Origin of the sequence: Pseudomonas veronii, assembly GCF_001439695.1 — a bacterium.
In the GTDB taxonomy this organism is placed as follows: domain Bacteria; phylum Pseudomonadota; class Gammaproteobacteria; order Pseudomonadales; family Pseudomonadaceae; genus Aquipseudomonas; species Aquipseudomonas veronii.
In genome coordinates this window covers 301,014-314,019 of sequence record NZ_JYLL01000007.1, presented here as the reverse complement: position 1 = coordinate 314,019, position 13,006 = coordinate 301,014, and the positions used below count along the sequence as shown (strand labels likewise).

13 protein-coding genes, 1 tRNA gene and 3 pseudogenes are annotated in these 13,006 nt (G+C 52.8%); 8 read left to right on the top strand and 9 right to left on the bottom strand.

Going from position 1 to position 13,006, the window contains the following annotated elements; genetic code table 11:
• The first annotated feature begins 224 nt into the window (after positions 1-224).
• The 3 genes and pseudogenes from TU80_RS33950 to TU80_RS33040 form a co-directional block, all read left to right on the top strand.
• Entirely contained in the window at positions 225-410 is a 186-nt protein-coding gene (locus TU80_RS33950; RefSeq protein WP_165933317.1) for a hypothetical protein, read from the top strand.
• A pseudogene (locus TU80_RS33945) lies at positions 365-520 on the top strand (integrase); the annotation flags it as partial. The gene TU80_RS33950 and the pseudogene TU80_RS33945, both read left to right, overlap by 46 nt.
• Positions 512-697: pseudogene (locus TU80_RS33040) on the top strand (DUF6124 family protein); the annotation flags it as partial. The pseudogenes TU80_RS33945 and TU80_RS33040, both read left to right, overlap by 9 nt.
• Here the strand turns inward: TU80_RS33040 and TU80_RS12635 are convergent.
• The 8 genes and pseudogenes from TU80_RS12635 to TU80_RS31545 form a co-directional block, all read right to left on the bottom strand.
• Entirely contained in the window at positions 690-989 is a 300-nt protein-coding gene (locus TU80_RS12635; RefSeq protein ID WP_057004590.1) for a 7(1) septoil knot domain-containing protein, read from the bottom strand. The pseudogene TU80_RS33040 and the gene TU80_RS12635 overlap by 8 nt on opposite strands.
• Positions 990-1,058: 69 nt before the next feature.
• Positions 1,059-1,248, bottom strand: a pseudogene (locus TU80_RS12630) (hypothetical protein).
• 198 nt (positions 1,249-1,446) lie between these two features.
• The gene (locus tag TU80_RS12625; protein ID WP_057004589.1) at positions 1,447-3,057 is read right to left on the bottom strand and encodes an AAA family ATPase; all 1,611 of its coding nucleotides are present in this window, start codon (positions 3,055-3,057) and stop codon (positions 1,447-1,449) included.
• Positions 3,058-3,084: 27 nt separating this feature from the next.
• On the bottom strand, positions 3,085-3,585 hold the full coding sequence (locus tag TU80_RS12620; RefSeq protein ID WP_234427222.1) for a 4Fe-4S single cluster domain-containing protein: 501 nt from the start codon (positions 3,583-3,585) through the stop codon (positions 3,085-3,087).
• 21 nt (positions 3,586-3,606) lie between these two features.
• Positions 3,607-4,239: a DUF2997 domain-containing protein gene (locus TU80_RS12615; protein ID WP_057004587.1), complete on the bottom strand. Its 633-nt coding sequence runs from the start codon at positions 4,237-4,239 to the stop codon at positions 3,607-3,609.
• A 2-nt stretch (positions 4,240-4,241) separates the two neighbouring features.
• The gene (locus TU80_RS12610; protein WP_057004586.1) at positions 4,242-5,234 is read right to left on the bottom strand and encodes a hypothetical protein; all 993 of its coding nucleotides are present in this window, start codon (positions 5,232-5,234) and stop codon (positions 4,242-4,244) included.
• 646 nt (positions 5,235-5,880) lie between these two features.
• Positions 5,881-6,861 (bottom strand): AraC family transcriptional regulator, encoded by a 981-nt coding sequence (locus TU80_RS12605; RefSeq protein ID WP_046382169.1) that lies wholly within the window; start codon positions 6,859-6,861, stop codon positions 5,881-5,883.
• A gap of 209 nt (positions 6,862-7,070) precedes the next feature.
• Positions 7,071-7,448, bottom strand: a complete 378-nt coding sequence (locus TU80_RS31545; RefSeq protein WP_082118788.1) for a c-type cytochrome — start codon at positions 7,446-7,448, stop codon at positions 7,071-7,073.
• Positions 7,449-7,851: 403 nt separating this feature from the next.
• Between TU80_RS31545 and TU80_RS12600 the strand changes: the two genes are divergently transcribed.
• Entirely contained in the window at positions 7,852-8,160 is a 309-nt protein-coding gene (locus tag TU80_RS12600; RefSeq protein ID WP_017846211.1) for a DUF3077 domain-containing protein, read from the top strand.
• 163 nt (positions 8,161-8,323) lie between these two features.
• On the opposite strand, the gene TU80_RS12595 is transcribed toward TU80_RS12600, so the two are convergent.
• Positions 8,324-8,408, bottom strand: a tRNA-Leu gene (locus tag TU80_RS12595).
• Between the two features lie 108 nt (positions 8,409-8,516).
• Here TU80_RS12595 and queA point away from each other — a divergent pair.
• From queA to secD, 4 genes are all read left to right on the top strand, one after another.
• Positions 8,517-9,566, top strand: a complete 1,050-nt coding sequence (queA, locus tag TU80_RS12590) for a tRNA preQ1(34) S-adenosylmethionine ribosyltransferase-isomerase QueA (RefSeq protein WP_057004585.1) — start codon at positions 8,517-8,519, stop codon at positions 9,564-9,566.
• 5 nt (positions 9,567-9,571) lie between these two features.
• Positions 9,572-10,687 carry a tRNA guanosine(34) transglycosylase Tgt gene (gene tgt, locus TU80_RS12585; RefSeq protein ID WP_010565220.1) on the top strand — a complete coding sequence of 372 codons (1,116 nt, stop codon included), beginning with the start codon at positions 9,572-9,574 and terminating at the stop codon, positions 10,685-10,687.
• 43 nt (positions 10,688-10,730) lie between these two features.
• A complete protein-coding gene (yajC, locus tag TU80_RS12580) occupies positions 10,731-11,069 on the top strand; it encodes a preprotein translocase subunit YajC (protein ID WP_003175975.1) in 339 nt (112 codons plus the stop codon).
• Between the two features lie 62 nt (positions 11,070-11,131).
• Positions 11,132-13,000 carry a protein translocase subunit SecD gene (gene secD, locus TU80_RS12575; protein WP_057004584.1) on the top strand — a complete coding sequence of 623 codons (1,869 nt, stop codon included), beginning with the start codon at positions 11,132-11,134 and terminating at the stop codon, positions 12,998-13,000.
• Positions 13,001-13,006 lie beyond the last annotated feature (6 nt).

The window sequence follows — 13,006 nt, the reverse complement described above, 5'->3', positions numbered from 1 at the left end:
CAATAACAGAGCAGCAAAGGTCACCGAAGGGCCGAAAAACCACTCAATGTGGTGAGTAGGTTCTTCAGGGGTGGTCGTGTCTGAGTTCAGGCGAGCTGAAAATCCGACTTTTTCAACAGAATCGGCCAGAAGCAGACATTCAAACCGCTAGCCAAATACACTGTCGAGAAGATCGCACTCAAAAATTTTGGTGCAAGTGTGCAGCCATGGAAAAGGGAGGATTCATGAGTCTTGATCTGTGCTTGGAAGCTGATAGTACGCTCACAATTTCGACGCTGAGCAAAGCACTTGCGAATGCTGGTGCTTGGGAAATAGAGAAAACGCAGCGGCCAGCGCAGTTCAAGATTACTGAACAAACACAGTCCATCTATCCACTCGCCAATACGCTCGTATCGTCAAAGGCTGGGTGAAGGCCGTTGGCCTTGATCCAGCCATGTATGGCACTCATGAGATGAGACGTACGAAGGCATCACTGATCTATCGCAGGACGAATAACCTGCAGGCGGTTCAACTGCTGCTCGACCTGTACGAAGACCTGAACGGCAAACACCGCGACATCGCCCTGGCGATCCATCAACTGAGCGAACTGGGCGTACTCCTCACCGCCAAATTACTCGATCGTGAAACGCCTTGCCCTGGCCAACCCGCCCAACAAGCCGTCTCAGGCCACCTGCAACGGCTTGCCGCGATCAATTGACCCCAGGCCAGCTCTCCACATATTCAATAGTGAAGTCCGGATAGGAATCGACGATCTGGATCTTGTAGTCGGGGTAGCTGTCGACGATTTGCCATTTGCCAACAGAGTCCGGCCAGGAAACCACCTTCTTTACCTTAAGGTCGGGGTACTGATTCACCACTTTCACCTTGTAGTCGGGATAGCTGTTCACGAACTGGATCTTGCCGTAAATCTTCGACACATCGACCGTCGTACCGGCGTGAGCGCAAAAAGTGCAGGTCAACAGCAAGGAAGCGAGGGCAGCTTTGAACATGAGCATTTCATCCTAAAAAATCGAAGCGTCCAGTCTATCGATATCCACGCGGGCCGTGCCGAGAAACGCCTATCCCTTCAACTCACCTGCCCGATTGCTGGCGGCGTCATCATACGGCACATACAACGGCTCGGCGATCTGGCTTGTGATGGCTTTGGTCGATTCAAGCCCCAATACAACCCCCTCAGCCTTGCCGACTGCGCGATTGAGCTCAAGCGCCATCGATGGCGTCGAGCTGCTTGGCAGCGTGAAGGCCCACGCCTTATCGCTCTAAAGTGATCACTGTAGTCCGCTATCCAAATCTAACGGTTCGGAATTCTATTTCGCGGGAAGAAAGTGACCAGCTACTCGTTTTATACTTGGCCGGTTCAGGCTTGCTCATGCAGTCATTTCACCAGCCAGCCCATAAAGCTCGATTTGTATAACAAAGCCCCACCAACCGAAAAATAACTTCAGATTAAAAATCAATTTGCCTGCCGCCGATTGGGGTTTCCATATCATTCTGACCAGCAATCATAGCCGACGCGCTAATTGCATTTTGATTCGCCCAATCACGAAGTTTTATAAACTCATCCTTACGCATTTTGCTCATTGGCACTAAGCGCGAAATAGTAGTTTCAAAATCAACCATATTCAGATCGCTTAGATCATCAGAGCCATTCATCCGCCGCGAGAACGCTTCAATCAGGGAGTCTCCAACCCAAGCTTCGATTTCAGCACCAGATAGCACAACGTCTTTACCAAAATTCGACTCGCCCCCCAAAGCAGACAATCGATCCAAATCAAATTTTTCTGGGTCACGTTTCAATTTTTTCAGATGTATTTCAAGAATCTTTTTTCTTTCTAATGATGAAGGAAAATCAACGAAAAATATTTCGTCGAATCGCCCCTTTCTCAATAACTCCGGAGGTAAGCTGTTGATGTTGTTAGCGGTAGCAAACACAAAAACAGGCGCCGTCTTTTCCTGCATCCAAGTTAACAGTGTGCCGAATACGCGTGTAGCCGTTCCACCATCAGATGCCCCTCCGGAAGAACCGGAAAGTCCTTTTTCAATTTCATCGATCCATAGGATGCAGGGCGAAACAGCTTCGGCAGTGCGTAGTGCGGAACGAATATTGGACTCTGAAGAGCCAACCACCCCTTGGAAAATTTTCCCCATGTCCAAACGTAATAAGGGCATATTCCATGACGACGATACGCATTTCGCTGTTAAAGACTTACCGCAACCAGGAACTCCAGTTAAGAGCAAACCCTTCGGAGTCCCAACACCGAACTCCTGAGCAATCTGCCCAAAACACTGGCTACGCAAGTGGAGCCATTTCTTAAGAGTTGCCAGACCTCCAACATCTTCAAGACTCACCTTTGAGTCAATGTATTCCAAGATACCTGTTTTTCGTATGATTTGTTTTTTTTCGGAAAGCAAATCTTTTACAGTATTTTCATTTACACTCAGACTGGATACCAATGAACGAGATAAGCTATTGTCAATTTCCAATCCCGTGAGGCCCAATGCAGCATCAATGAGTTTCTCTTTGGTTTCGGCAGTAAGATCAATTTTAACGCTACTATTTCCTTGCCATGAATTAACAAAATTATTTATCTGGTCCTTAACCTCATCTCTTGATGGCAAAGGAAAATCAATCAACGTGATTTCCTTTTGAAGATCGTTGGCAACTTCAAAGCTGGGGGCCACGATAATGCAATTGCTTCGATATCCGCGTGAGCGGATATTTATGGCTAAATCTCGAAGTCGACGCCGATAGACCGGATTTGATCTTGAGGTAAGGTAGTTATGAGCATCACAAAAAACAAAAATATTTTTGCTGCCTTCCTCCTTCGCCTTTTCTTCGCAAAAGTCCAAGGCCATTTTCAAATCAAAGGTTTTATCCCCAGAAACGACGCCATTTATCTGGACGCCTACCGTCGAGTTCCAAACGAACAACCGATGGCTAAGAGCCTTAGCGATTTCAGAAATTTCACTGAGTGCACGTTCCTCCTCGAAAGTTTCAATGACCAAAATCGCATAACGCGCCTTGAGGTAATCTGTTATCTGCTTGGTACGATTCATGCCTATTATCCCTATTCTTGAACTGAGTTATACATGCATCGGAAGGCCAGTTTTGGTAACGCCAGAACTTGAAACAACAAACTCGACAACTCTTCCAGTACGGAAAAAGTCAATATCGACCCTGTCGCTGGTTTTGATAATCTGCTTGTGCTGATAGGGATGTTTCGCGTTATGCCGATACCGACCAGCCAACGTCATATCAACGGCTTTAACTACTCGGATCATGGCATCATTCTGGAATATCTCTTTTGGCGTATAGCCTGTATAAAGTATCCGGTTTTTCTCACCATTGACGGCATGTATTAATTTTTCCAAGGCTGGCGCTTGGTCGAGGGGCTCCCCCCCAGAGAGGGTAACTCCAGCGATGTCCAGTGCATTTATCTTCTGTGCCAACTCATGAATAGACATCAACGTACTCGCTTCGCGAGCGTGGGTTCCCTGATTGAAGCACCCCTTACAATTCAGCGCACAGCCCTGCACCCATAATGTCAAGCGCAACCCAGGCCCGTTAACGCTGCTCAACTCCATATGATGTACATTTATTTCCATTTATAAATTCGCGCTGAGAATTTGAAGGGTTTGTTCTTCATGAACGACGGTATACTCCGGCTTCCACTCAGTCACAAGTTCCGTAGTGGGGCTAGAAAGTAGAGACTCGAGCTCTTCGGTAAGCTTTGTACAAATATCGCCTTTCACGCCATGCACTTCCTCCGTAATCTCATTGCCCGTGAAAGTGACATGAATACCGTATTCGTAGTTAGGTCCGAATTCAATCTCGAACCCTTGAAAAGTTTCTTTCACTCTTGCTGGAACACCTGATGCGTCTATGCGCCTGATGGTTTCATCGATGGCTACGCTGATGTACGCTTTCTGAAAGCTTAAAGCCAGGTCAGCCATTATTGCTTCATCGTCGGACGAAATCATTCCCCGCTCAATGAGAAGCTTGTAAGAGCCCTCCTCAATCTTGCAAACAAACAAATTGAATTTATCAGCTGTTTGGCCACAAATAGCTCTAAACTGCTGTTTGCCCATATAACCTATTTTACCCAATATCTTTTTACTGAAGTCGCTGGTAAATACGGAAACTAGATCGGTCGCTGGCTTAATGCCCATCTTGCCGAAAGCTTTGGCAATGGTCTCTTCATTAACATAAGAAAATTCAAATTTTGTACAATGAGACATTGTTAAAGCTCCAGCCTGCGACCGGGAACAACTTCTTCAACGTTCTGGATAGCGACTAATACGTCAGAGGCAACCTCAATATTGCGAATCGGTGCCACGGATGCAAGCGTAGCCTCAGGCGCAACATTTTTTGTGAGCGCAGTTGGAGTTCCAGAGTTGGCAACCACCCGACGTCTTTGTACAGCCTGTGATGCACCACTACCACAAAGGAGACTTGTATCGATCGTTTCCAATAACCTTCTGATGACCAGAATGGGATTTGATGTTAGCTTTTCATATAGGCCAATGCGCAACAACACATCACACCCATCATTGAATTGCAATTTAACAAAATAATTTTTATTTTCATCACCGATGATACCAATGCGCGAGACCTGATTAAGATCCCGCGACAGCTTGCCCCAACCATATCCATCAAACGACGCTACAATTAGTTTTGTCGCTGTTGCGGCAAAAGCATTACTACCAACGTCAAACTCGTCAGCATCAAAATTCTGGTAGCTGACTAGAACTTTTTCCCCTGCAGGAATTCCCAGAGCGGTCGCTAAATATTCATTTGTTGAATGATCGATATCTGCGTGAAACTTTAAGCTTTTTGACAAAACATAAAGACTAAAGACACATCCTACTCCATAGAATATTGCACTCAGTGCGTCTTCTGGTGCTAGGGCTACAAAAGCCACGACAATAAAAATAATGATTCCGTAGCCGTAATTTATGGCCTTCTTTGTACTGAGTTTTTTATTTCTGTAGCCCTGAAATGTTTTGCCGGGAATATACTTTTTTGAAGGTGCAAATAGCACGGCGCACACACTAAAAAAAACCAGACAAATTAGCCCCATTGCAGCCTGGCGCTTTTGCCCATTTTGCAACCCTTCGAGAAACATCCACGCACCTGTAACGATGAAAGCAGGTAAGGACGCCAGTACTGCAAGTCCCGCTGCCTTACCTTTGGTGATCATCATCATTTTCCACATCGGGATAGTTTTTATCATTCATAAACCTTCTAGAGTCGGTGCAGAAGCGCGTAGTGTGAGGATGACTGTAGAACTACTCATTGGTCTATGCTACATGATGATCTTTGGTTTATCACGCCTTAGGGATGGTCTGAAGTAGCCTTACGTTTCGTGTTAACTTCGACCACTGCCGATTTTGAAAGTGACGAGTCGATCCAAAACACTGAAATCACTCACTCCTTTCTGGCTTTTCAGCCGTTACGAGCAACTCGCAGCGGCCATTCCCCGCAGTACAGGCACGCCTCTCCTGCGTTACTCTGCAAATGTCGACGGGCCATCCACAGATTTCCGATTTTGGGCTGCCCCTAGGTCTCCTAGACACATCGCGAGTGTCCGTTTCTGGCCGGACGCGGCCTATTCCGAATCCCCGCTCTCGACCCATAGCTGCTGGTGGTGATCGCCCGCTTTAGGCCGTAAACCATTTCGAGTGAAGAGAATTAACTCGTCTGATTTTCACCTGTGCAGCTAGATCAAGGAGGGACTTTAACGAATGCGTCGTTAGGGATATGGGCTCTTATCGCTTGCTCGATTTTGCGTTATGCCATGCAGCTGCATGGCATAACGATAGTGGCTGGTGAATGCGATGCGCTCACGCCCCTAAACGATGCGGCACGCGGGAGTTGCGTTACAGCGCTCGCACTGGAATGCAGATGTCGCAACTAAACTCACCGGTGTGGGGGTCAAGTGCCGTGGTCGCAGAAAACATCTCGAAGCAAGGCCTATCGTCGCATTGTAGTCCGCTGGACGGCATCCATTCACGCGTCAGCCACATCCAGGCGTTACCTAAAACCTCAGCTTTCCCTTTGAAACTCGCTACGGCATAACGGCCGCCCGGCAGAGTTAGAATATCTACCTGGCCGCTAGCAACAAAATGAGCGGGTACTTCGACGCACGCGTCATAGCGGCACTTGTTGGCTGGAGTGAGAGACGGGTCGTCATGACCTATGCCATAACACGTTTCATCACTGAGGCCATTTGAGTGCATCCACGGGGCAATGGTGCCGCGCCAAAATTCGCCGATGGCGGGCCCATATGGTCCGATCAAACGTTGATACGCGACGCGTGCTTTTGGTAAATCAACGATACGTACATCCATGGCACAAGTTTCCGTTAGCCGATAAGAGACGTCAGATTCACCGAGCGCGGGCTCGCCTTCCTGATGGATATTGCTGAAGACCTGATCAGGATTGCTCTCTTGGTTGCCTGGTTGCTGTCCGATCGCGGACGCCTGCATTTTCAGCCGCTGAAGAGTCGTGGAGCGCCAGGTCGATGGCGTGCAGCCGAACTTGAGTTTGAAGGCTCGTGCAAACGCTTCACCCGAATGGAAGCCGGTGGCCAACGCTGTTTCAAGTACTGTTTCATGGCTACCACAGGACAGCCGGAAGGCCGCCTTCTCGAGCCGTCGACGCTGTGCATAGCTGCCAAGCGTTTCGCCCATCCATGCGGCGAAAATTCGATGAAAATGGAAGCGCGAGAAATTGGCGATGTCGGCTAACTGCGCGCCATCTAACGGCTGATCGAGGTGAGCATCGATGTAGTTGAGTACACGATTTATCCGTCGCGCGTACTCAGCGCGGGATACTTGCGCCGAAGGCTTGGTCGTCATGTTAGCTATTCTAAAAATCACCGTTCATGTGGCTGTTGAGCCGTTGAGTTCCTGCGATAACCGCAGCGCGTTCTTCGTTTCTTTCTCGGCAGCGTGCAGCTCCAGCGTAGGCCAATCTGTAGCAAAGGTATCGAGTTTGAACTGTTGGCAGAGCGCTTAAAGCGTCATGTCAATCCACGCAGACAGCACAGGACCAGGCACTTCGACGGTCATCGGGTTTTTGAAATAACGCCACCCATGTATTGATTTAAATCGCGAAAATCCTTAACGCTCCATGAGTGCGGCGATAGCTTTACTCCATTCTCACGCAAGGTTCTTGGAATTAAGTCGCCATTTGGGCGAAGTATTATCGAAGACACAATCACGCCCGGATAATCATTTAATCGTTTTTTGAAAGCGAGCGTTGTTAGATCAGGCGTCGGCGGATTACTTTTTTTAGCCAGCGGTCCTGTTGCTTTGAGATCCATTCCATGGCACATGCTGCATCGCTGTAGATAGAGATTTTTTCCATTAGCATTATCCGCGAAGGATAGTGATGTTTGAGTCAGCGACAACATTCCTAGCGAAGCGATGAGCAATACTTTCATTGTTTTTATCTTCCTTGATGGGACCGGCGTTGATTGGACGCGATTGGGCGCGCGGGAAAGATATCAGCCATCGCGTCGGCGCACACTGTCATTTCTGATGCCCATTAAACCAATACGTTTTCCCGGAGGTAATCGGGGGCAGACCCCGGTTGTTTCCTGCATCTGGGGGGATCGGCGTCCCCCCCGACCGACCTAACGGAAATTTTTCGCCACAGATACTGACTTTCAACCCCAATCGCTCCTGCGCTAACTTCCTCCCCGTCGCTTCCAACCCAGCGACCGGACTTGAGAATCCGAGAAACAATAGGCTCACTATATTAGGAGCTTAAGCAATGAGCATTTCTGACAGGCCATACCCTCACAACCCCACCACCCACACCTCCGCCCATCCAGGAGGTGCCCAATGATCAACCCACCCCTCAACAAAACCCTCGGCGTCATCACCTTTTCCACCTGTGGCAAGCAGCCCAACCTTCACCGACTATTCCGCGTGAACGCCGGCGTGCCCATCCGCGATGCGCTGGAGCATGCCTCCGAACTTCTCCACTGTTCAAAACTGCTGGCGTTGGATGCCGCCATGGACACGGGCGCGGATCGTTATGCCTGGGCGGCGCATTATTTGGGGGAGATGGCGAAGGCGGTGGTGGATGATTTGGCGAATGGGATGTTGGCCAATGGGGTGACGGAGGAGGGTGAAGTGGCGGGTAGTTAGTCTGGTGGTTTGAGGGTGTTGCGGCTGACGCTATCGCAGGCAAGCCAGCTCCCACAAGGGGCTGTGTTTCAAGTTGATGTTGCGCTGGTCGGGGATTTTGCTGGTTGCCCACTTTTCGACAGGCGAAAAAAAAGACCTTGAATTTCAAGGTCTTTTTTTAAGATGGTGCCCCGAGGGAGACTCGAACTCCCACTCCTTTCGAAAACGGATTTTGAATCCGCCGCGTCTACCAATTCCGCCATCAGGGCTCAATGGCGGCGAAGTATAGAGATGAGATTACCGTTGGTCAATCACGTTTCATGGTCAATTTTGACTATTTCCGCTAGACTTCCCGGCCCTGCTAGACGAACCCCATCATGCGCGTTGCTGACTTTACTTTTGAGCTCCCTGATTCGCTGATCGCCCGCCACCCTTTGGCCGAGCGTCGCGCCAGTCGACTGCTGACCCTGGACGGGCTCAGCGGTGCCCTCGCACACCGTCAATTCACTGATTTGCTTGAGCATTTGCGCCCAGGCGATTTGATGGTGTTCAACAATACCCGGGTGATTCCGGCGCGGCTGTTTGGCCAGAAAGCTTCCGGCGGCAAGCTGGAAATTCTGGTGGAGCGGGTGCTGGACAGCCATCGCGTGCTGGCCCATGTGCGCTCCAGCAAGTCGCCGAAACCGGGTTCGACCCTGCTGATCGATGGCGGTGGCGAGGCCGAGATGGTGGCGCGTCATGATGCGTTGTTCGAGCTCAAGTTTGCCGAGGAAGTGTTGCCGCTGCTGGAGCGCGTCGGCCATATGCCGTTGCCTCCTTATATAGACCGCCCCGACGAAGATGCGGACCGCGAGCGCTATCAGACGGTGTATTCCCAGCGCCTCGGTGCCGTCGCGGCGCCGACGGCCGGGCTGCATTTCGACCAGCCGCTGCTGGATGCGATCGCCGCCAAGGGCGTCGAGAGCGCGTATGTGACCCTGCACGTGGGGGCCGGCACGTTTCAGCCGGTGCGTGTGGATAACATCGAAGACCACCATATGCACAGCGAATGGCTGGAAGTCAGCCAGGACGTCGTGGACGCGGTCTACGCGTGCAAGGCGCGCGGCGGGCGGGTGATTGCCGTGGGCACCACCAGCGTGCGTTCCCTGGAAAGCGCGGCGCGTGATGGCGTGCTCAAGCCGTTCAGCGGCGACACCGATATCTTTATTTACCCAGGCCGGCCGTTTCATGTGGTCGATGCGCTGGTGACCAACTTCCATTTGCCGGAATCCACGCTGTTGATGCTGGTGTCGGCATTTGCCGGTTATCCGGAAACCATGGCTGCTTATCAGGCTGCCATCGACAATGGATACCGTTTTTTCAGCTACGGTGATGCGATGTTTATCACCCGTAATCCGGCGCCACGCGGCCCAGAGGAACAACTATGAGTCGTATGTCGTTTGAATTGCTGGCCACTGACGGCAAAGCCCGTCGCGGTCGTCTGACCTTTCCGCGCGGTACGGTAGAGACCCCGGCGTTCATGCCGGTCGGCACCTACGGCACCGTCAAAGGCATGCTGCCGCGCGATATCGTCGCCACCGGCGCCGAGATCATCCTCGGCAACACCTTCCACCTGTGGCTGCGCCCGGGCACGGAAGTGATCAAGAAGCACGGCGACCTGCATGACTTCATGAAGTGGCAAGGCCCGATCCTCACTGACTCGGGTGGTTTCCAGGTGTTCAGCCTGGGCGCCATGCGCAAGATCAAGGAGGAGGGCGTGACCTTCGCCTCGCCGGTCGACGGTTCCAAAGTGTTCATGGGCCCGGAAGAGTCGATGCAGGTCCAGCGCGACCTGGGCTCCGACATCGTGATGATTTTCGACGAATGCACGCCGTACCCGGCCGATGAAGACGTCGCGCGGGTTTCCATGGAGTTGTCGCTGCGTTGGGCCCAGCGCTCGAAGAACGCCCACGGCGACAACACTGCGGCGCTGTTCGGTATCGTCCAGGGCGGCATGCATGAAAGCCTGCGCAAGCGCTCGCTGGAAGGCCTGGATAAGATCGGCTTCGACGGCCTGGCCATCGGCGGTCTGTCGGTGGGTGAGCCCAAGCACGAGATGATCAAGGTGCTGGATTACCTGCCAGGCCTGATGCCTGCTGACAAACCTCGTTACCTTATGGGCGTTGGCAAACCGGAGGATCTCGTAGAGGGTGTGCGCCGCGGTGTGGACATGTTCGATTGCGTGATGCCAACCCGTAATGCCCGCAATGGGCATCTGTTCATCGATACAGGCGTGCTGAAGATCCGTAACGCGTTCCATCGCCATGATGATTCGCCGCTGGATCCCACCTGTGACTGCTATACCTGCCAGAACTTCTCCCGTGCTTATCTGCACCATCTGGACAAGTGTGGGGAAATGCTGGGTAGCATGTTGAATACCATCCACAATTTGCGTCATTACCAAGTCCTGATGGCTGGTTTGCGCGAGGCTATTCAACAGGGTACATTGGCCGCCTTCGTCGATGCCTTCTATGCCAAGCGCGGGCTCCCTGTGCCGCCCTTGGACTGAGTTTTCCGACCCTAAGATTCACTATTTGCAACTGGAGTGCTAAATGAGCTTTTTTATCTCTAACGCCATGGCTGATGCCGCTGCGCCTGCTGCTGCCGGCCCTATGGGCGGTGGTTTCGAGTGGATTTTCCTGGTCGGCTTCCTGGTCATCTTCTACCTGATGATCTGGCGTCCACAGGCCAAGCGCGCCAAAGAGCAGAAAAACCTGCTCGGCAGCCTGCAGAAAGGTGACGAAGTCGTGACCACCGGCGGTATCGCGGGCAAGATCACCAAGGTTTCCGATGCTTTCGTGGTTCTGGAAGTCTCCGACACCGTCGAAATGAAGTTCCAGAAGGGCGCCATCGCCGCCACGCTGCCTAAAGGCACGCTCAAAGCGATCTGAGTAACAACTTTTACCAATCGACGGGGCGCGCAAGGCGCCCCGCGTTATAAGCGGGCGGCGTGATGCTGAACAAATACCCTCTGTGGAAATACCTACTGATCCTGGCGGTGCTGGCGATCGGTTTTATTTATTCCGCTCCCAATCTCTATCCTGATGACCCTGCGATCCAGATCTCTGGCGCCAGCACTTCGCTGAAGGTCAATCAGGCTGACCTGGAACGCGCGAGCAAAGCGCTCACCGATGCGGGCATCCAGGTCAAAGCGGCAACGTTGGCAGCTGATGCGAAGGGCGGCTTGTTGCGCCTGACCAAGCAAGAAGACCAATTGCCGGCCAAAGACGTCGTGCGCAAGGCCATGGGTGACGACTACGTTGTCGCGCTCAACCTGGCACAGACCACGCCAAAATGGCTGCGCAGCATTGGCGCGCACCCGATGAAGCTGGGTCTGGACTTGTCCGGTGGTGTGCACTTCCTGCTGGAAGTCGACATGGACAAAGCCCTCGACGCGCGCCTGAAAGTCTACGAAGGCGACGTGAAGAGCCTGCTGCGTAAAGAGAAGTTGCGTTATCGCAGCCTGCCGCAGCTCAACGGTGCCATCCAGCTGGGCTTCTCTGACGAAGCGTCCCGCGAGCAGGCCCGTGCGCTGATCCGCAAGAACTTCAACGATTTCGACATCGTACCGGCCGACCTCAACGGTCAACCTGTACTGCGTCTGGCGATGACCCCGGCCAAGCTGGCGGAAATCCGCGAATACTCCATCAAGCAGAACTTGACCACGGTGCGTAACCGCGTCAACGAGCTGGGTGTGGCCGAGCCGATCGTTCAGCGCCAGGGCGCCAACCGCATCGTGGTTGAGCTGCCGGGCGTGCAGGATACCGCTGAAGCCAAGCGTATCCTCGGCAAGACCGCCAACCTGGAATTCCGTCTGGCCGCCGAGCCGGGTGCTTCCAAAGCCACTTCCGAGACCTTCGAGTTCCGTGAAGGCAACCGCCCTGCGGCGCAGATCGAGCGTGGCTTGATCATCACCGGCGACCAGGTGACTGACGCCAAGGCCGGTTTCGGCGAGCACGGTACGCCTGAAGTGAACATCCGCCTGGATGGCCATGGTGGCGAACTGATGAGCCGCGCCACGCGCAGCAACGTCGGGCGCAGCATGGCGGTGATCTTCATCGAGCAACGCCCGATCACCACCTACACCAAGCAAATGGTCAACGGCGTCGAGAAAGACGTGCCGGTGCAGACCTTCAAGGAAGAGAAGAAGATCATCAGCCTGGCGACCATCCAGTCGCCGCTGGGTGCTCAGTTCCGCATCACCGGCCTGAACGGCCAGGGCGAATCCTCGGAACTGGCCCTGCTGCTGCGTGCCGGTGGCCTGGCTGCGCCGATGTACTTCGCTGAAGAACGCACCATCGGCCCGAGCCTGGGTGCCGACAACATCACCAAGGGTATCGATGCGGCCTTGTGGGGCATGCTGTTCGTGTCGCTGTTCATCATCGCCATCTACCGCTTCTTCGGCATCATCGCCACCGTGGCCCTGGCGGGCAACATGGTGATGCTGCTGGCCTTGATGTCGTTGCTGGGCGCTACGCTGACCCTGCCAGGCATCGCCGGTATCGTCCTCACCATGGGGATGGCGGTGGACGCCAACGTGCTGATCTTCTCGCGGATTCGTGAAGAGATCGCCGCCGGCATGACCGTGCAGCGCGCAATCAACGAAGGCTTCGGCCGGGCATTTACCGCGATTCTCGACTCCAACCTGACCACATTGCTGGTCGGCGGGATTCTCTTTGCCATGGGCACCGGCCCGGTCAAAGGTTTTGCGGTGACCATGTCCCTCGGTATCTTTACCTCGATGTTCACGGCCATCATGGTGACCCGCGCAATGGTCAACCTGATCTTTGGCGGGCGTGACTTCAAGAAGTTGTGGATTTAAGGGGCT

Excerpts from the sequence above, each read along its gene's own strand:
- TU80_RS33950 (WP_165933317.1), top strand. The coding sequence starts at position 225 with ATGAGTCTTGATCTGTGCTTGGAAGCTGATAGTACGCTCACAATTTCG.
- TU80_RS12635 (WP_057004590.1), bottom strand. The coding sequence starts at position 989 with ATGTTCAAAGCTGCCCTCGCTTCCTTGCTGTTGACCTGCACTTTTTGC.
- TU80_RS12625 (WP_057004589.1), bottom strand. The coding sequence starts at position 3,057 with ATGAATCGTACCAAGCAGATAACAGATTACCTCAAGGCGCGTTATGCG.
- TU80_RS12620 (WP_234427222.1), bottom strand. The coding sequence starts at position 3,585 with ATGGAGTTGAGCAGCGTTAACGGGCCTGGGTTGCGCTTGACATTATGG.
- TU80_RS12615 (WP_057004587.1), bottom strand. The coding sequence starts at position 4,239 with ATGTCTCATTGTACAAAATTTGAATTTTCTTATGTTAATGAAGAGACC.
- TU80_RS12610 (WP_057004586.1), bottom strand. The coding sequence starts at position 5,234 with ATGATAAAAACTATCCCGATGTGGAAAATGATGATGATCACCAAAGGT.
- TU80_RS12605 (WP_046382169.1), bottom strand. The coding sequence starts at position 6,861 with ATGACGACCAAGCCTTCGGCGCAAGTATCCCGCGCTGAGTACGCGCGA.
- TU80_RS31545 (WP_082118788.1), bottom strand. The coding sequence starts at position 7,448 with ATGAAAGTATTGCTCATCGCTTCGCTAGGAATGTTGTCGCTGACTCAA.
- TU80_RS12600 (WP_017846211.1), top strand. The coding sequence starts at position 7,852 with ATGATCAACCCACCCCTCAACAAAACCCTCGGCGTCATCACCTTTTCC.
- queA (WP_057004585.1), top strand. The coding sequence starts at position 8,517 with ATGCGCGTTGCTGACTTTACTTTTGAGCTCCCTGATTCGCTGATCGCC.
- tgt (WP_010565220.1), top strand. The coding sequence starts at position 9,572 with ATGTCGTTTGAATTGCTGGCCACTGACGGCAAAGCCCGTCGCGGTCGT.
- yajC (WP_003175975.1), top strand. The coding sequence starts at position 10,731 with ATGAGCTTTTTTATCTCTAACGCCATGGCTGATGCCGCTGCGCCTGCT.
- secD (WP_057004584.1), top strand. The coding sequence starts at position 11,132 with ATGCTGAACAAATACCCTCTGTGGAAATACCTACTGATCCTGGCGGTG.